An 18,507-nucleotide genomic window follows, 5' to 3' on the forward strand; every position below is an offset into this window, starting at 1 on the left:
GGGCGTGAGCGGGCGGACGGCCCGGCCGGCGACGGCCGGGCCGCTGATCGGACGGGCCACGGAGCTGGCCCGGCTGGAGCGCGTGGCACGGCTCGCCGAGGCGGGCAGCCCGCAGTGCGTCCTGATCGGCGGGGCGACCGGCATCGGCAAGACCCGGCTGATGGCTCACGTGTCGGACTCCCTGGAAGAAGGCGGAGCCAGGATCATCCGCACCACCTGCATGAGGTTCGGGACGCCCGGGCTGCCCCTGGCGCCGGTGAGGGGAGCCCTGCGCCAGCTGGCCGCCGACCCCGGGCGGCGGGCGCTGCGCCTGCTGCTGCCGCGCTCGGACGCCCTGCTCCAGCTCCTCCCGGAGTTCGGCGCGTCCGACGTCCCGGAACCGCAGACGTTCGAGCTGTTCGGCGCCCTGCTGCAGCAGCTCGGCGAGCGCCGATCACTCGTGCTCACCATCGACGACCTGCAGTCGGCCGACCGCGCGACCAGGGATCTTCTCGGGTTCCTGGTCAGGACCCTCCGCTCGGCGCGGGTCCTGGTCATGGCCGCCTACCGCACCGACGACCTGCCGGAGAGTCACCCCCTGCGTCCCTGCCTGGCGAACCTCGGCCAGGTGCCCTGCGTCACGACGCTCTCCCCCGGACACCTCAACCGCGCCGAGACCGCCGAACTGCTCGCCGCCGAACTCGGCCGCCGCCCCGGCGCCGAACTCGTCCAGCGCCTGTACCGCCGCTCGGCCGGAAATCCGCTCTTCGCCCAGGAGCTCGCCCGCGCCGGCGACGCCGGGCACCTGCCGGACTCCCTGCGGGCCCTGCTCCTGCAGCGGGTCACCACGCTGCCCGGGACCGCGCGGCACGTCGTCGAGCTCGCCTCGATCGCCGACCGCGCCGTCCCGCACCAGCTCCTCGCCCGGGTGAGCGGGCTCCCCGAGGACGAACTGCTGGCCGCCGTCCAGCGGGCGGCCGAGGCCAGGACCCTGCTCGTCCGGTCGGACAGGTACGACTTCTCCCACCCCCTGGTACGCGACGCCGTACGCGAGAGCCTGCTGCCCGTCGAGCGCAGGCTGCTGCACCGCGCCTTCGCCGAGGCCATCGACGGCCGGCCGGACCTGCTGCCCCCAGGCGAGTCCGCGACCCAGCTGGCCTTCCACTGGTCGGAGGCCGGGGAGGCGAAGGCGCCGTCCGCCTTCCTCCAAGCCGCCGGCGAGCGGCTGTGCCCCGCCGAGCTGGCCCGCGTGCTCGACCGGATGCTGTCCCTGAGCCCGGAGCTGCCCGCGCCCGAACGGCTGGACCTGCACCTGAGCGCGATCAAGGCGGCGAGCCTGGGCGGGGAGTTCCTCGACATGAGCCGCCTCGTCGACCGCGCGCTCGACCTGGTCCTGGCGCAACCCGTACAGGACGGGGCGCGGGTCGCCCTGCTGTACGCCTACAAGAGCATCGCCGCGCACCACGTCGGTGAGGAGGGCGCGCCGGCGGCCGCGGAGAAGGCCCTGGCCGCCATGCCCGGCGACGCCGGTCCCGCCAGGGCGCGGATCCTCGACATGGTGGCCATGATCTTCGCCCAGTACGGCCGCGGCGCCCGTGCCGTCGAGCTGGCCGAGCAGGCCGCCGCCCTGGCCGTGGACAGAGGCGAGGTGGCGCTGGAGGCGAACGCGCGCATCACCATCGCCTGGGCGCTGGGCAGGGCCGGCGCGTACGCGGAGGCGGTCGGGCCGCTGCGGGAGGCCGGCAGGCTGCTCGGCCCCTCCCCCGATCCCCTCCAGGCGTGCCGGCTGCACCTGAACCGGGCGAGCGTGCTCCACGGCCTGGGCGACTATCAGGGCGCCATCGCGGCCGCCCGGCAGGGCGTGGCCGCCACCGGGCAGGCCGGGCTGGCGCGCAGCCTCGGCGCGGAGACGGCCATCGCGCTCGGCCTGCTGCTGTTCCTGGGCGGCCGGTGGGAGGAGATGAAGGACGTGGTCGCGGCGGCGCTGGCGCGCGACCTGCCGGGTGGCAGCGGGGCGGCCTTCCACGCGCTCCTCGGGTACGTCGCCCTGCAGCAGGGCGACTCGGACCGGGCCCGGCGGGAGCTGGAGCAGGCCGAGACCCTGGCGTTCGACGGCGGCAGCGCGCGGCCGTGGCGGCTCCTGACGGCCGTCCAGCGGAGCGAGGTCGCGCTGGCCGGGAACGAGCCGGAGGCCGCGCGTTCCGCCGTCAGGTCGGCGCTGCCGTACGCGCCCGATTCCGGCTGCCCGCCCCTCGCCTGGGCGCTGCTCGCCGCGGGCGCGCAGGTGGAGCGGACCCTGCGCCTGCGCGCCCGGGCCCTGTCGCTGAAGGACGACGACACGTTCCGCGCCGAGCTCCGCGACGCCGCCCGATCCATGCGCAGCGACTCGCCCACCCTGGCCGCCTTCGCCGCCCAGGTCTCCGCCGAGCTGGGCGAGCCCGGCGCGACGTGGTCCGGGCTCGCGGCCACCTGGGAGGGCCTGGGGTCGCCCTACTACGCCGCCCGCGCGCACGTCCGGGCGGCGGAGGCGGCCCTGCGCGACGGCGACCGGGCCACGGCCAAGACCCATCTCGCCAAGGCCCACGAGGGCGCCACCGGCCTGGGCGCCCGGCCGATGCTGGAGGAGATCGCCTGGTTCGGCCGGCAGACAGGACCCCGCCCGCCTGACGAACGGGCTGACGGGCGCGGCGACCTGCGGCAGATGGGGCTGACGAACCGGGAGAGCGACGTCCTCGGCCTGCTCGCGGCCGGCCGTTCCAACCGGCAGATCGGCGAGGCGCTGGGCATCACCACCAAGACGGTCAGCACGCACGTCTCCAACCTGCTCGCCAAGCTCGGCGTGGCCAGCCGCGGGGAGGCCGCGGCGGCCCTGTACCGCATGCGCGGCACGGACATCTCCTCGCGGTGATGCCCGGTGAGCGCGGGTGTGATCACTCGCGCCCACCGGGTGCTCATCGGCCGTAACAGGTGGTGCCGTCGGGCAGCGCCACCCTGACGGTCCGTCAGATGTAGTCCAGGTAGAGCGCCCAGGCGAACTGGCCGTTGTCGCGCCTGGCCTCGTACGCACAGAAATGCGCGGGCGTCCCGCGTCCGGACTTGGTGAGAACGCGGGTGACATGCTTTTGACGGCCGTTGCGGTGAAGAAGCCACTCGCCCGGAACGGGACCGTCGCAACACCGGTCGCTCAGCACCGAGAGCCCCAAGCGGGACGCCCTCCTTATCGAGCACCTCGTCCTCGCCGGGTCCATGCGCCGCCAGCGCTCCAGGTCCGCGGCGAAGGAGCCGCTCAGCACGTGGGTGGCGGCGCCCTTCCCGGCGGCGACCTCATCACCCGACAGCCCGTCCAGAACCGTCGCGCGGTTCCAGCCGAACCGTCCCGCCAGCGCTCGGAGAACGGCGTGATGAAACTCCTCCCGCCCCGTGATGCCCACGAGGTCGTCGAGAGCGCCGAACAGGCCGTGGTAATCGTCAATGGTGAGCTCATATCCGGAAACGCGTGGCACAGCGCGAACGTACCGGGCCGCTCATTCACCTGGACTTCAGGCGTTCGCGGCGCCCGTCGCTCAGGCGCGCTCCTCGCCGCCGAAGAGCCCGAGGCGGTAGGCGAGAATGGCCGCCTGTCCCCGGCTGCCCACCCCGAGCTTGCCGAGCAGGTTGGACACGTGCACGCTGACCGTCTTCGAGCTGATGAACAGACGCTCGGCGATCTCCTTGTTGGAGTGGGCGAAGGTGATGAGCCGGAGGACCTCCGTCTCCCGATCGGTGAGGCCGAGCCGCCGGAAGTCGTCAGCCTGGTCGCTCTCGCGTTGGTCGAGGTCCACCCCGGCGCTGCGCGCGATCACCTCCGCCTCCTTCGCCAGCGGCGACGCGCCCAAGGACTCGGCCGCCGCCATGACCTGGGAGATCCACGTACGTGCCGCCGCCGGATCACCGGCGTTCAGTGCCTGCTCACCGGCGCGCAGGCGGGCCTGAGCGGCCTCGTAGGGCTGCTCCAGGGCGTCCCACCTGCCGGCGATGTCCGGCCATGACGCCTTCGACCCGTCCAGATCGGCCTCGAACTGGACGGCGTACGCCTCCCACAGCGGAGTGGTGGCCGGCAGCGTCGCGGCCACCGCGCGCAGGCCGTCGGAGAGGCCGGGGCCCTCGCCGCCGCCGAGCGCCTGCCGGCGGGTCCGCCGGAAGGACTCGACCCTCGCCCCGGTGATGAGGAACCACCACGCCGTGTGGGTGAGGGCGTGCGACGTGACGAGGCCGAGCCCGTGGGTGATCGCGGCGACGGCGTCGGGCAGGCGGTTGTCGCGCATGGTCAGCTCCGCCTGGAGCGCCATCACGTGGAGAACGTCGCCGGGGATCCCCGGGTGCTGGTCCAGCGTCGCGACCGCCAGCCGGTGATGTTCGCGCGCCGTCTCCGCGGCCCCGCGCATGATGGCGAGCCGGCCGCGGGAGACGTGGACCGACGTCAGCCAACGCCCGGGCGGGTCGAGAGACAACGATCCGGCGTGGACGGCGTCCGCCTCGCTCCATCGGCCGATCGCCGTCAGGGAGGCCGCCATGACCAGGCCGAGCGTCGTCCCCAGGTACCGGTCCAGACCCGCCCGGTGGGCCACGTCCAGGCCGGCGCGGGCCACTTCGACGGCCTCGCGGAAGCGGCCGGCCCAGGCGAGCAGGGCGGCGCGGTAGTGGCACAGATGGGCGAGCTGCGTCCTGTCACCGGCGGCGGCGGCCAGTTCCTGTGCCCGTCCGAGCGCCGCCGCCCCCTTCTCGTGCTCGCCGAGCTGCGCGAACGCGTGGCCGAGCGTGGACCACGCGGTGATCCGGGTCTCGGTGAGGCCGGGTGCGACGGCGATGGCCAGGGCCTCCTCCGACACCGCCCGCGCCTCCGCCGGCGACTCCGCCCCCAGCAGCGCGCGGGCCAGCCAGGTCAGCGCCTTCGCGCGGGCGGCGTCCGGTCGCGCGGGAAGGATGCCGGCGTCCGGTCGCGCGGGAAGGGTGTCGGCGGCCTTGCGCAGCACCGCCAGGGCCTCAGGTCGTCCCAGGTCGACCAGGGCGAGGCCCTGCCGCGCCAGGAGCGTCGCCGCCCGTTCCGGCTCCTTCACCTGGTCGGTCTCGGCGAGGGCTCGCTCGGCGAGACCGGCCGCCTCGGTGTGCTCGCCGGCCCAGTATGCCGCCTCGATCGCCGCCTCGAAGACGTCGGCCCGGCCGTCGGCGCCGGTCGGCGGCCACGACTCCAGCGCCCGCCTGAGCAGGTGGAGCCGCTCGGCGTGCGCGTACATCGCCCCGGCGGTCCTGGCTGCCCGCAGCAGCAGCGGAAGCGCCTTGGCGTGCTCCCGCGCGCCGTGCCAGTGGAAGGCGATCTCCGCGGCGAACCGTTCACCCGCCGCCAGCGCGGGGTCGGCCTCCAGCGCCTCGGCGAACGCCCGGTGCAGCAGCACCTTCTCGGCGTCCAGCAGGTCACCGAGCACGGCCTCGCGCAGCAGGGCGTGCCGCAGGGCGTAGCGGTCCCCGGCGGCGACCAGCACGTGGGCGTCGATGGCCGGGCGTAACAGCGGCAGCAGGCCGGCGGCCGAACGCCCGGCGACCGTGGCGAGCAGCTCGTGGGAGGCGTGCCCGTCGGCGACCGCCACCATGGCCACCACCTGGCGGACCTCGTCCGGCAGGTCGTGCACCCGGCGGCGGAGCAGGTCCCGCAAGGAGTCCGGGAGGCTCTCCTCGGTGTCGCCGTGCCGGGTCAGCTCCTCCACGTACAGGACGTTGCCTCCGGATCGGCGGCAGACGCGCTCGACGAACGCCGGTGGCGGGCGGGAGCCCAGCACCCCGGCCATCACGTCGGCCACCTCGCCGCGCGACATCAGCGCCGGCTCCAGGCGGCGCACCGTCCGCAGGCGGCCGAGAGCGCTCAGGTACGGCCACAGCGGCTCGCCGCCGTCCGGGCGCAGCGGATCGCCGCTGTCCGGGCCGTCGCTCCGGCAGGCGGCGACGATCAGCACGCGGCAGCCGTACAAGGCCCGCGCCAGGTGCGCCAGCAGGTCGCGGGTGGACCGGTCGGCGTGGTGCAGGTCGTCGATGACGAGCAGCACGGGCTGTCGCCGGCCGAGCTGCTCGAAGAACGCGGCGAACAGCTCAAGGGGACGCGCCGCGTTCGCCGGGCTCTGTCCCTCGGGGTGCCGTTCCGGCAGCAGCCGCAGCAGCTCCTGGTACGGGTGCAGCAACTGGGACGCGGCGTCGCCCATCTCCCGGGTGACCTGCCGCAACATCGCGATAAAAGGGGAGAAGGGAGGCCGTTCCGCGCCGAACCGCACGCAGCTTCCCTGGAACACGCGCACGCCGTCCGTGTCGGTGGTGGCGACGAAGTGTTCGAGCAGGCGCGTCTTGCCGACGCCCGCGTCGCCGCCCACCAGGACGACCTGGGGCTCCCCGGCGAACGCCTGGCGAGCCGCCTCGCGCATCGCTGTCAGCTCGGTGTGGCGTCCGACGAAAGTTGTTGGTCGCATCGTCTTCCTTCGCCCCGTGCCGGCGCTCGCTCGCGACCGCTGAGCCCTTGCTCCGGTCACAAGCTTGCCGCACCCTCGGCGGGGTCGAAGGACGTTCTTCGCGATCCGGTCGGCGGGAACCCGCCCGAGCGCCCAGCCGGAACCTGCCCGGGCGCCCAGCCGGAGCGCCCAGCGGTTACCGCGCCGCGTCGAGCCGGCGCAGTCTGGTCGCGACCAGGTCGCCGCCTCGGTAGCCCAGCGACCGGTGGATGCGCAGGGCCTCCTCCCAGGCGACGCGTGCGGCCTCCGAAAGGCCGAGGGCGAGGTAGCTGTCGCCGATGTGGACGTGCACGATGGCCTCGTTGTAGCAGTCGCCGATCGTGCGGAATCGTTCGAGCGCGTGGCGGTAGCAGACGCCCGCCTGGCCGTGGTCCCCAAGCTGGCCGTGGGCGTAGCCGAGATTGTTCCAGATGTCGGCCTCGCAGTGGAGGTCGTCGATCTCCTGCACGATGGATATGGCCTGGTCACAGTGTTCGAGCCCGCGCCGGACGTCCCCGAGCACGGCGTAGTCCCAGCCGACGCTGGTCAGCGCCCGCGCCTGCCAGACCCGGTCACGGCCGAGACGGAACAGCTCCAGGGCGAGCGAGTTGTGCGTCAGCGCCTCACGCTGACGTCCCTGCAGCTGCCGCAGCATGCCGAGCAGCAGGTGCGTGTACGCGCGGCCGATGTGGTCCCCGAAGTCCCGCGACAGCGAGAACGCGCTGAGGCAGTGCTCCTGCGCGTCCTTGAGCCGCCGCATCCGCATGTAGGCGTGGGCCAGGCCGCGATGGGCCCGTGCCTGCCCCTGGCCGTCCCCGGTGCGATCGGCCGCGAGCAGGGCGGCCCGCTGGGTGGCGGCCCAGTCGCACACGTGCCCGCGTCGCGCGAGATACTCGCTGATCGCCCAGGCCAGCCCGCCGATGTGGCCGAGGAACGCCGCGTCGTCGGTGCGCGCCGTCGCGGCGAGCAGGTTGACGTGCTCGGCGGCGAACCAGCTCTGCGCCTCGTGCAGACCGGCGATCGGGGCGACCGACACCCCCGCCGGCACCGGGGGCAGGGCCACGGGGTCGCGCTGCGGCCCCAGCTTCAGGGCGGCGGCGTGGGCCGTGTGCAGGTAGTGGTCGAGCAGCCGGTGGGTGGCGGCCGTCCTGTCCTCGTCCGTGTCGTGTTCCAGGGAGAGGTTCGCGGCGTGGGCCCGCATGAGGTCGTGGAAGGAGTACCGGCCCGGGATGTGCTCGGTGACGAGGTAGGCGTCCGACAGCTCGGCCAGCAGGGGCCGTACGCCGGAGACGGGGACGCCCATGACGCTCGCCGCGGCCCGCAGCGAGATGTCCGGGCCCGCGCTCACGCTGAGCATGCGGAACATCTGCGCCGCCTTGGCCGTCAGGGCGTAGTAGGACCACGAGACGGCCGCCCCCATCTCCGCGCTCGCCCCCGACCTGCCCGCGCCGGTGCGGGCGGCGCGCAGCTCCGAGGCCAGCTCACCGAGCGCGAAATGCGGGTGGACGGCGGCGCGGGCCGCCACGACGGCGAGCGCGAGCGGCATCTCCGTGCACAGGCCGATGATGTCCTCGACCGCCTCCGGCTCGGCGGCCAGGCGAGCGGCGCCCAGCCGGCGGCTCAGCAGGTGGCGCGCGTCGTCGCGGGACAACGGGTCCAGGACGAGGGCGTCGGCGCCCTCCACCGCGACGAGGCCGGAGAGCCGGTGGCGGCTGGTGACGATCACCACGCAGCCAGGGCCTCCCGGCAGCAGCGGCCGGACCTGCTCAAGGCCGGCCGCGTTGTCGAGCACCACCAGGAGCTGCCGGCCGTTCACCAGGGATCGGTACAGTCCGCACTGGTCGTCGAGGGTGGCGGGGATCTCCGGGCCCGGCACGCCCAGCGCCCGCAGGAAGCGGGTCAGCGCGTGCTCGGGGCTCGTCACCGAGCCGCCGCCGTGCCCGCGCAGGTCGATCCAGAGCTGCCCGTCGGGGAAGCGGTCGGCCATCCGGTGAGCCCAGTACAGCGCCAGGGAGGTCTTGCCGATGCCGGGCATGCCGACGATCAGGCCGATCGGTACGGAGTTGTCCGCGTCCCGTTCCCTGCCGACCAGCGCCTCCAGCCGCTGCAGCTCCGGCGCGCGGCCGGTGAACCCGCCTACGTTCGGGGGCAGTTGCCGGGGCACCACGAGCGGTTCGAGGGATGGCAGGGCGTCGGCCGCGGCCTCTCTGCCCGTGAGAATCTTGACGTGCAACCGCTGCAGACCCTCGCACGGGTCTATGCCGAGGGCCTCGGACAAGTTCCGGCGCAACTGCTGGTAGGCCGCCAAGGCCTCACTGCGCCGCCCGCTGGCGTGCAGGACCGTGATGAGCTGAGCCCACAGCTTCTCCCTGGTCGGATACCTGGCGGTCAGCACCAGGAGATGGTCGGCGACCGCCTCGTGCCGGTCGCGCCGCAGCTCGATGTCGACGCACCGCTCCTGCGCCCGCAGGAACTGCTCCCGCAACAAGGGAACGACCTCACGATGCAGCGCGTCCGACGGCACGTCCGCCAGCGCCTCCCCCCGCCACTCCGCCAGCGCCCGGGCCAGCGAAGCCGCCTCCCCGTCCAGGTCACCCTCCCTGGCCGCCTGATGGGCCTCACTGACCAGCCTCTCGAACCGGCTGACGTCAACGCTCCCCGGCGGCACGTCCATCTGGTACGCCGGGCCGTGGGTGCTGATCGAGATGTCGGCACCCCACTCCTTCACCTGCGCGCGGAGCCGGGTCACGTACAGCTGGACCGCTCGGGTCGGATTGTCGGGCTGGCGCTCACCCCAGATCATCTCGGCCAGCTTCTCGACCGGCACCGGGGTGCCGGAACGCAGGACGAGAGCGGCCAGAAGGATCTGCAGTTTGGGGGAGGCGACATCAACGACTTGTCCATCGATGTGAACGTCGAGAGATCCGAGCAATCGGATATCGATGGGCATGACACCACTTCCGTACAAAAGCCACAGTGCGTGGGAGCTTCATCGTGGCTCTGGACGGCTGCCACCACTTCAGGCTGATGTCGTAGGCGGGGCCTTAGATTTTTGGCGGACGGCCTTAGACGCTCAGCACCGGCTCGCGTGCTCAGGCAGACCTGGTGATCATCAGACAGACGCGGCGATCATCAGGCAGAAACAGTGATCATGGGGCAGGCGCGGTGATCATCACGACGGCGGGGTGGGGACGAGCCCGGCCTCGTAGGCCGCGATGACCAGCTGGGCCCGGTCGCGGGCGTGCAGTTTGGCCAGGAGACGGCCGATATGAGTCTTGACCGTGCCGACCGTGAGGTGCAGGTGCCCGGCGATCTCGGCGTTGGACATGCCCTTGCCGACGAGCGTGAGCACCTCGCGTTCGCGCTGGGTGACGTCGCCGAGGTCGCGCGGGGCCGGGGCGGGGTGAGGGCGCCGCAGGAAGTCGGCGATGAGGCGGCGCGTGACGGTGGGCGCCAGCAGCGCCTCGCCGGAGGCGACGACCCGGATGGCGGCCAGCAGCTCGCCTGCCGTGGCGCTCTTGACGAGGAAGCCGCTCGCGCCCGCGCGCAGCGCCCCGTACACGTATTCGTCCAGGTCGAACGTGGTGAGGATCAGCACGCGAACGCCCGCAGTGGCGGGGTCGGCGCAGATCTGCCTGGTCGCTTCGATGCCGTCCATGTCCGGCATGCGGACGTCCATGAGGACGACGTCGGGGCGGCAGCGGCGGGCCAGGAGGACGGCCTCGGCGCCGGTACCGGCCTCGCCGACCGTGGTCAGGCCGGGGGTGGTGTCGATGAGCACCTTGAGGCTGTCGCGGACCAGCACCTGGTCCTCGGCGAGCATGACCCGGACGGACGGGGGCGGGGTATGGGGTGTGCCGTCCGCGCTCACCCCGTCCGCACTCACGCCGTCCGCGTTCACGCCGTCCGCGTTCATGTCCTGCGCGCTCACGTCCTCCGCGTTCATATCGTCTGTGCACGCGTCGCCTGTGCACGCGTCGTCTGTACGTGTGGCGTCTGTACGCGCGTCGTGATTGCTCACGTCGTCGGTGCTCACGTCGTCGGTGCTCACGTCGTCGGTGCTCACGTCGTGGATGCCTATGCTGTCGGTGCTCAGGTCGGGGTGCTGTTGCCGGTCGGGACGCCGGTCGGGACGCTGGCGGGGGCGCTGGCCGGGGCGTAGGGCAGGGTCGCCGACACGCGGAAGCCTCCTTCGGGTCGGTGGCCCGCGCTGAACGTGCCCCCGTACATCTTGGCGCGTTCGCGCATGCCGATCAGACCGTGCCCGCCATGCCCGCCGTGCCCACCGTGCTTCGTGGGCGGGGGGCGGCCGTGGCGGGGGCCGTCGTCGACGACCTCGATCCTGGCTTCCCTGCCGTCGACGTCCAAGGTGACCGAGCAGCGGGTGGGGCCCGCGTGGGTGATGACGTTCGTCAGGGCCTGCTGCACGATGCGGTACACCGACATCGCCACCGTGGGCGGTAACACGGCTTCCTCGCGGACGGTCAGGTTCACCTCGACGCCGGCCGAGCGGGCGTGGGCGGCCAGCTCGGGCAGGTCCGCCATGCCGGGTGCGGGCGGATGGGGCTGCCCTGGGTGCTGGAGCCGCCGAGGTTGCTCGGGATCGTCGTCGGAGCGCAGGAGGCCGAGCACCCGGTGGATCTCGGTGAGTGTGCTCCGGCTGGTCTGTTCGATGACGGCCAGCGCGGCGCGTACCTCCTGCGGACGGGCGTCGGCGACGTGGTTGGCGACGGTGGCCTTGACGGCGATCAGGCTCATGCTGTGGCCGATGACGTCGTGCAGCTCCCTGGCGATGTGCCTGCGCTCGTCGGCCACCGCGGCCTCGGCGAGGTGGCGGACGAGGCGGGCGGTCGTGTCCCGTTTCCATCGGACGGCCGTCCCGATCGCCCAGGCGGCGGCCAGCAGCACCCCGATCATCCCGATCTCGACCGGCCAGTACGGCGGCAGCTCACTGCGCGAGGCCGAGGGCGCCAGCCCGGGCAGCACCTGCGCGTAGAAGCTGAGAACCGCCCCCACCTCGGCGAACAGACAGACCACCAAGCCCGCCGCCGACCATACGACCGGCGCGGTGGAGGCCACCATGTACAGCACGAGCACGGTCGGCACGAACGACACCCAGATCGCGCCCGCCGCGACGCCCCCGGCCACGGTCGCCGCCACGCCCGAGGCGCACGCGAGCCCCAGCATGGCCCGCGGCCGACTCCGCCTGAGCGCGATCGGGAAGCTCAGGAGCGCCGCCACCGGCCAGGCCGACCAGGCGGGCCACCACGACGACGGGCCCGGCGGGTCGATGATGGCGTAGCCGACGACCAGCGCCACGACGACCGCTGTCGCGACGTCGACGGCACCCCGCCTGTCGAGCCTGCCCATTGACGACGCCCCCTCTGCCGAGCCACCAGCTCTTTCATGACGGAAGTTATCGCCTCGCCCCGCCGCCCGGCATCAGCCCACGGTAGGACATCCGCCTCTGTCTCAGGTCGTACCGCCGGAACGCGCTGACCTCCCAAGATGCGTCCCCAGCCAGACGCGTTCTCCTCGCTCCGTCGACGACCATGCTGCTGGCCGGCGCTCCGGCACACCGGTCCGGAGCGCACTCACACCGACATACGAGGCGGAACCCCTTCATGGATGCCACAGCCCCCGGGCGGCTCTCACAATGGCGGCGGACCATCGCCGACCGGCGCGCCGCCAGCACCGCCGCCAACCTGGGCCCGCAACCCCCGTTCCCGGGACGATGGGTGGGCGCCGTGGCGCTGATCGGCGGCCCCGCCCTGCTCATGGCCGGGATCCTGCTGCGCGTCCAGTTCCACTACTTCTTCCCTGACCAGCTCGCCGCCTACACCACCCACCCCACCCTCGTCACCGCCGCCTACGCCTGCTTCGCCTGCGGGAACATCCTGCTGTGGCCGGCGATCATGACCCTGGCCCAGCGCATCGCCGCCACCGCGCCGCTCTGGGGGCTGTGGGGCGGCTGCATGGTGATCACCGGCCTGTTCACCCGTACCTTCCAGTTCGGTACGGATCACCTGGCCTTCCACCTGACCGACAGCCTCGGGCTCCAGTCGATGATCAATGGCATCGACCACTATTACGTGGCATGGCGGGACACGTCCTGGCACCCGTTCAGGTCACTCTCGGGAACCATATTCTTCGGCTGGGTCGTGCTGGCCATCGGCGCCTACCGTTCCGGCGCCCTGGGGCTGGGACGCTCGATCGCGCTCGGCCTGATGACGATGCTCGCGCTCGGAACGCTCAAAGGCACCCAGATCCCGCAGTCCATCGTCGCGGCGGGCGGGCTCTGCGTCGCGCTCGTCCCCATGGGCATCTCGCTGCTGCGCAGCGGCCCGCCGCCGAGCCGGCGCGCTCTGATCTGGATCGCCGTCTTCGTCTGCTCCCTCGTCTTCGGCGCGCTCTACGGCCCCAGGGGGTGAGAAGGGCCCGGGGCCGCCGGCACGTACACGACCGGCCGTCGTCCGCATCCGTACGGCGGCCTCTTGATCGGTACGGCGGCCTCTTAAATGGTTTGCCCGCGGACGGCGCGCATTGCGATGCTCGCCGGGCAGGCACGGAGAGGAGCCCCCGAAGTGTCCACCACCGCATCCAGCAAGCCGTCCGGGTCCGAGCCGGAGGTCCGCACGACGGCCGGCGTTCTGCGCGGCGGCCGGGAGACGGGCCTGGCGGTCTTCCGCGGTATCCCGTTCGCCGAGCCGCCGGTCGGCGCCCTGCGCTTCGCCGCGCCGCAACCGGCGCGCGGCTGGGACGGTGTGCGCCCGGCGCTCGAGTTCGGCCCGCCGCCCCCGCAGTCCGGCCTGCTCGGGGCGTCCCAGGACAGCGCCGGCGACGACTGGTTGACGCTCAACGTCTGGACGCCGTCGCCGGACCCCGCGGCGGGGCTCCCGGTGATGGTGTGGATCCCCGGCGGCGGTTACGTCGGCGGCAACTCCAGCCTCCCGGAGTTCGACGGCGGACACCTGGCCAGGAGCGGAACCGTGGTGGTGACCCTCAACTACCGTCTCGGCGTCGAGGGGTTCGCGCAGATCGACGGCGCCCCGGCGAACCGGGGGCTGCTCGACCAGGTCGCGGCCCTGGAGTGGGTGCGGGACAACGTCCGGATGTTCGGCGGCGACCCGGACCGGGTCACGCTCTTCGGGCAGTCGGCGGGCGGCGGATCGGTCGCCTCGCTGCTGGCCATGCCGCGCGCCGCCGGGCTCTTCCGCCGGGCGATCGCGCAGAGCGTGCCGGGGCCGTTCTTCTCCCCTGAGCTGGCCGCCGACATCGCCGCCGCCTGCGCCGCCGAGCTGGGAGTACGTCCAACGGTGTCCGGTTTATCGGCGGTGGCTCCGGCCCGGCTGCCCGCAGCAGGTGACGCGATCTCCGCCAAGGCCGGCGGTCGGCTGGAGCGCTGGGGGCGGATCACCCAGCGGCCGATGCCGTTCGCGCCGGTCGTCGACGGTGACGTGCTGCCGGTCGCCCCTTGGCAGGCGCTGGCCGACGGCGCCGCCCGGGACATCGCGCTCATCGTCGGGCACACCCGTGACGAGCACACCTTGTTCAGCCTGATCGACGGCGTGCTCGGCCAGGTCACGCACGAGCAGGCCGAGGCCGCTCTGCGCCTGATCGCCCCCGGCCCGGACGGCGCGCGCCGCTACCGGGAGGCGTTCCCGTCCGCGAGCGACAACGAGCTGTACGAGCTGGTCAACGGGGACTGGCTGTTCCGCATGCCGAACCTCCACCTCGCCGACGCGCAGCTCGCCGGCGGTGGCCGGGTCCACCTCTACGAACTGACCTGGCCCGCCCCGGGGCTGGGCGAAAGCCTCGGCGCCACCCACGGCCTGGACGTGCCGCTCGTCTTCGGCAACCTGAGCAGCGGAGGGCCGGGCCTGCTGATCGGCGACCCGCCCTCGGCTGCGGCGCAGGAGCTGTCCGCGCGGATCCGCGGGGCGTGGACGGCGTTCGCCGCTCATGGCGATCCGGGGTGGCCCGCGTACGACGCCGAGCAGCGGCTGACACAGATCTTCGACACGCCGTCGGTGGTCACCGCCTATCCGGAGGAGGCTTCGCGGCTGCTGTGGCAGAACCACACTTTTGCGGCGCTTCCGCTGCTCACTCGGTAGCGGCGGCGTAAGGGGAGTCACGCTTACACGACACGCCCCGATCCCCGGCGACTCCGGCCAGGTCCTGACCCACGACGCGGTCTGCCTTGGTCAGGCCCGCGCGCCGCGGTCCAGTCGGTGCCGTGCGAATTCCGGGTGAGCGTCGCCGACGTGGATGCTGTTCTCGTCAAGAGCGTTGGCGATGTGGAAACGGCCCGCGTCGAAGACGAACTCCACCGCGATGGTGCCCACCGCCAGGTCATGACTCGAAGGGCGCCATTCGAGCAGGGCGACTTCGCGCAGTTCCTGGCCGACGAAGGGCTCAAGCCGTTCGTCGGCACTGGACCACTCCGGAGTCAGCTCGAACGACTCCCAGTCGCTGATCGCGGCCCTCGTGTCGATGCTGTTCCAGCCGATCGACAGCTCGTCGAGCTTCCAGTGGCAGATCTCCACCTGGACACCGTCGAAGTCCAGGACGACGGGACAGTCAGCGAACCAGTCCCCGTCCTCGGCGAAACGTACGATCGAGAATCCCGTCAGACGCCGGCCACCCAGCGCGGCCAGGGCCGTTCTGTGGTTCTCTCGGACGGCTCCAAGTCCGACGAGAAAGGTCGGCTCGAAGCCGGAGATCCCCATCACGATTGCCGATTGTCCAGGTTCTTCGTAGGACCGGCCAGCCGGTATTGAGGGTTCAGTTCGTTCACGTTCGCTACAAGAGGTCAACGCCGGTCGGTCAAGGCGACGACGCTCAGGGGGACACTCCGTAGCGGGTGGCGATCGCGGCGGCGCGGTTGCGCAGGGACGTGCGCAGCCATTGCGGGGTCAGGGCCTCCGCGTCCGTGGCGAGCTGCCACAGCGCCCATTCGGCGTGTCGCGCATCCTGGAAGGCCACCTCCAGCCGGAGCCACCCGTCCGTGTCGGCTTCCTCGGTGTGGACGGCCAGCGCGGTGCCCGCCAGTTCCTCCCGCCGCGCCGGATTCACCCGTACCAGCACGGTGACCTGGTCGCCGCCGGTCCGGAACCGTGTGCTGCGTTCCTGCCAGGCCCGGTCCAGGTCGACCCGGTCCGGTCGCTGTGCGGGTTCGGGAAGTTCCTCGGCGGCCAGGACGCGGGACAGCCGGTACGTGCGGTCCGCGCCGGACCTGGTGGCCAGCAAGTAGCCCTGGTCGCGTACGGTGACCAGGCCGATCGGGTCCACCGTGCGCCACTTCGGGGCCTGGTCCACAGCCGCGTAGTGGATGCGCAGCTTGTGTCCGGCGAGCACCGCGCGCCGGACCTCGGCCGCCACGGTGTCGGGCACCTCCTCGGCGACCAGCCGGCGCGAGAGGAGGTCGGTCGCGGGGTCGATGAGCAGTCGCTCGGCCGCGCCGGCGGCGGTGTCCCGATAGCCGGCGGGCAGCGCGTCGACCACCTTGAGCATCGCCGAAGCGAGGGCCGAGCCGAGGCCGAACGCCTGCGCGCCGCGCCGCGATCCGGCGATCAGCAGGGCGAGGGCCTCGTCGTGGTTCAGTCCGGTGAGCTCGGTCCGGAAGCCGGACAGCAACGCGAAACCGCCGTGCCGGCCGCGTTCGGCGTAGACCGGGACGCCCGCCGCTGACAGCGCGTCGATGTCGCGCAGCACGGTGCGGGTGGACACCTCCAGCTCGCGGGCCAGCGTGACCGCGGACAGCCGGCCGTGCTGCCGCAACAGCAGGACCAGCGAGACCAACCGGTCGGCGCGCATACAAAAACCCTACAGAGATACACGACACAGGATGTCGTGATTTTCCGGGAGGCTGGTCACCACGATGTCGAAGAAGGCGGCTGTCGAGCCGATGTACGTACTAAATCGAATGGAGTCGATGTGGCGATGGAACGAACGGCGGTCAACCCGTGGGCGTGGTCGGTGGAACTGGGGTACAACCAGGGCGAGATCGTCTCCGGGCACACCCGGACCCTGTACTGCGCCGGGCAGACCGCGATGAGCGGCGACGGCAAGCCCCAGCACGCCGACGACATGGCGGCGCAGCTGGCGCTGAGCCTCGACAACCTGGAGGCCGTGCTCGGCGAGGCCGGCATGTCCCTCGCGGACCTCGTCCGGCTCAACGTCTACACCACCGACGTCGATCGGCTCTTCGAGCACTACGGCGTACTGGCATCACGGTTGGGCGCCGCCGGGGGGGCACCGTCCACCACGATGCTGGGGGTGGCGCGGCTGGCGATCCCCGGCCTGATGGTCGAGCTTGAGGGGACCGCCGTCGCGTGACACGACCTCGCCGCCTCCGGCAAGGTTGCCGGAGGGGCACGCGCGGCAGGCAGGTGGGTGATCTCCGATGCTCAGAATGGTGACGATCGGCGTCTACGGCTTCGACGGCGAGTCCTTCCTGCGCCGACTGGCGCGCGCGGACGTCCGCCTGCTGCTCGACGTACGCCAGCGCCGGGGCGTCCGCGGCCCCGAGTACGCCTGGGCGAACTCACGCCGGCTGCAGACGGCCCTCGCCCAGGCCCGGATCGCCTACGAGCACCACCCCGAGCTCGCCCCGACCACCGAGTTACGCCGGCTCCAGTACGCCGAGGACGCCCGTCAGGGGGTGGGCAAGCGCTCGCGGCGCGAACTCGCCGCCGAGTACGTCCGCCGCTACACCACCGAGATCCTCGACCCCGCCGACCTCACGCCGATCGTGTCAAAGCCGGCAAGCAATGGGACGGAGCTGCTGAACGGTGGGATCGCGGCGCTGCTATGTGTCGAGCGCGACCCCGAGGCCTGCCACCGTTCGTTGATCGCCCAGCGGCTGACCGAGCAGCACCACGTCACGGTCGAACACCTGCGCCCGTTGTGACGGTGACGTCGTGAGGTCCGCGACCGCGATCATCGCCGCCGCTGCTCTGGCCGGCAGGATGCGAACCGGACCCAGCATCTGCGCTGGCCAACAATCGATCGAACGCCGCCTGGGACAATTCGAAAATCACTGTCTGGAAAAACTTCATCACACACTGTCATAAGTAGGATCCAGCGGTATGAGCGACAACAAGAAGCGGATCACCATCACGGTGGATCCGCAGCTCGCCGCCTACGCCGAGCAACTCGTCGAGATCGGCAAGGCCAAGTCAGTATCGGCCGCGTTCAACGACGCCATGGCCGCCAAGCGCCTGCGGGAACAACACGCCCTCGCCCTGCTCCGGCAACGCGCCGCCCAAGCCGATCACGCCCGCATCGAACGGATGAGGAAGCACATCGACGCCCAGGCTCGCGCCCAGGGTTTCCAGGTGGCCACCGGTGAGTGACCACATCCCGACTCCTCTCATCCTGGACGTCGGCGTGCTCACCGACATCGCCCGCGGCGGCAGCGAACTATCGGCCTCATGCAGGACTACGACCGCATCGGCCAACCCTTTGTCATCCCCGCGCCGGCCGCTGCCGGCGCACTACTGGACGCCAAGGACAGCGAGGCAAGTTCCCTGCTCAGCGGCCTCGGCGCCTTCAACCACGCACAGGTGGCCGGCGTGGACAGCGTCGAGCAGGCGGAATTCCTGGTGGAGATGATCACCAGAACGGGGCTTGATCCATGGAGGGCGCACGTCGCGGCCCTGGCCGACCTGGCGACGTGCCCCATTCTCACCCTCGACCCGGCGCAATGGACGGAGCCCTCCCGTGCTCTGGAGCGCCCCCTGCACGTCATTGGAATCATTGATCCCGGACGATAGGTAGCAGGCGAAAGCAAGGGGCACGACTTCTGAAGATCGAGGCCCGGGGCGGCGACCGTAGTGATCCAACGGACCGCCGCATGAGGTGCGCACCAGAGGGAGGCGGTCCGAGCGGCGCGAGGCCCCTCAGGAGTCGGGACCGGCCTCGACTGGAAGCAGCGTCCGAGCTCAGGGCGCACCAAGACGAAGCTCTTTGAACCCGGAAACCGAGAAGGCCCTCCGGGATGATCCCGGAGGCCCTT

General features: G+C 72.2%; 14 protein-coding genes. 7 read left to right on the top strand and 7 right to left on the bottom strand.

Features of this window, described 5'->3' with window-relative positions; all coding sequences use genetic code 11:
• On the top strand, window positions 1-2,887 hold a 2,887-nt coding region (locus KME77_RS10540; RefSeq protein WP_219464953.1), incomplete at its 5' end, for a helix-turn-helix transcriptional regulator.
• 94 nt (window positions 2,888-2,981) lie between these two features.
• Here KME77_RS10540 and KME77_RS10545 read toward each other — a convergent pair.
• The 5 genes from KME77_RS10545 to KME77_RS10565 all read right to left on the bottom strand — a co-directional run bounded on the left by KME77_RS10545 (window position 2,982) and on the right by KME77_RS10565 (window position 11,858).
• On the bottom strand, window positions 2,982-3,482 hold the full coding sequence (locus KME77_RS10545; protein WP_219464955.1) for a hypothetical protein: 501 nt from the start codon (window positions 3,480-3,482) through the stop codon (window positions 2,982-2,984).
• 60 nt (window positions 3,483-3,542) lie between these two features.
• Complete coding sequence (locus KME77_RS10550) at window positions 3,543-6,470, bottom strand: helix-turn-helix transcriptional regulator (RefSeq protein ID WP_219464956.1); 2,928 nt, start codon at window positions 6,468-6,470, stop codon at window positions 3,543-3,545.
• Between the two features lie 175 nt (window positions 6,471-6,645).
• Complete coding sequence (locus KME77_RS10555; protein ID WP_219464958.1) at window positions 6,646-9,438, bottom strand: AfsR/SARP family transcriptional regulator; 2,793 nt, start codon at window positions 9,436-9,438, stop codon at window positions 6,646-6,648.
• 222 nt (window positions 9,439-9,660) lie between these two features.
• Window positions 9,661-10,311: a response regulator gene (locus tag KME77_RS10560; RefSeq protein ID WP_246609548.1), complete on the bottom strand. Its 651-nt coding sequence runs from the start codon at window positions 10,309-10,311 to the stop codon at window positions 9,661-9,663.
• A 269-nt stretch (window positions 10,312-10,580) separates the two neighbouring features.
• On the bottom strand, window positions 10,581-11,858 hold the full coding sequence (locus KME77_RS10565; RefSeq protein ID WP_219464960.1) for a sensor histidine kinase: 1,278 nt from the start codon (window positions 11,856-11,858) through the stop codon (window positions 10,581-10,583).
• A gap of 254 nt (window positions 11,859-12,112) precedes the next feature.
• On the opposite strand from KME77_RS10565, the gene KME77_RS10570 reads away from it, so the two are divergent.
• Complete coding sequence (locus tag KME77_RS10570) at window positions 12,113-12,919, top strand: hypothetical protein (RefSeq protein ID WP_219464965.1); 807 nt, start codon at window positions 12,113-12,115, stop codon at window positions 12,917-12,919.
• Window positions 12,920-13,072: 153 nt separating this feature from the next.
• Window positions 13,073-14,602, top strand: coding sequence for a carboxylesterase/lipase family protein (locus KME77_RS10575; protein WP_219464967.1), 1,530 nt, complete (start codon window positions 13,073-13,075; stop codon window positions 14,600-14,602).
• Between the two features lie 90 nt (window positions 14,603-14,692).
• Here KME77_RS10575 and KME77_RS10580 read toward each other — a convergent pair whose 3' ends face one another.
• Together KME77_RS10580 and KME77_RS10585 are read right to left on the bottom strand one after the other, a co-directional pair.
• Window positions 14,693-15,220 carry a hypothetical protein gene (locus KME77_RS10580; protein ID WP_219464968.1) on the bottom strand — a complete coding sequence of 176 codons (528 nt, stop codon included), beginning with the start codon at window positions 15,218-15,220 and terminating at the stop codon, window positions 14,693-14,695.
• 109 nt (window positions 15,221-15,329) lie between these two features.
• Window positions 15,330-16,304, bottom strand: coding sequence for a helix-turn-helix transcriptional regulator (locus tag KME77_RS10585; RefSeq protein ID WP_219464970.1), 975 nt, complete (start codon window positions 16,302-16,304; stop codon window positions 15,330-15,332).
• A gap of 126 nt (window positions 16,305-16,430) precedes the next feature.
• Between KME77_RS10585 and KME77_RS10590 the strand changes: the two genes are divergently transcribed.
• The 4 genes from KME77_RS10590 (at window position 16,431) to KME77_RS10605 (ending at window position 18,265) form a co-directional block, all read left to right on the top strand.
• A complete protein-coding gene (locus KME77_RS10590) occupies window positions 16,431-16,826 on the top strand; it encodes a RidA family protein (RefSeq protein ID WP_219464971.1) in 396 nt (131 codons plus the stop codon).
• A 67-nt stretch (window positions 16,827-16,893) separates the two neighbouring features.
• The gene (locus KME77_RS10595) at window positions 16,894-17,400 is read left to right on the top strand and encodes a DUF488 domain-containing protein (RefSeq protein WP_219464979.1); all 507 of its coding nucleotides are present in this window, start codon (window positions 16,894-16,896) and stop codon (window positions 17,398-17,400) included.
• 178 nt (window positions 17,401-17,578) lie between these two features.
• Complete coding sequence (locus KME77_RS10600) at window positions 17,579-17,845, top strand: hypothetical protein (RefSeq protein WP_219464982.1); 267 nt, start codon at window positions 17,579-17,581, stop codon at window positions 17,843-17,845.
• A 78-nt stretch (window positions 17,846-17,923) separates the two neighbouring features.
• Window positions 17,924-18,265, top strand: coding sequence for a hypothetical protein (locus KME77_RS10605; RefSeq protein WP_219464983.1), 342 nt, complete (start codon window positions 17,924-17,926; stop codon window positions 18,263-18,265).
• Window positions 18,266-18,507 lie beyond the last annotated feature (242 nt).

The sequence above is a fragment of the Nonomuraea rhizosphaerae genome, from assembly GCF_019396405.1.
GTDB lineage: Bacteria > Actinomycetota > Actinomycetes > Streptosporangiales > Streptosporangiaceae > Nonomuraea > Nonomuraea rhizosphaerae.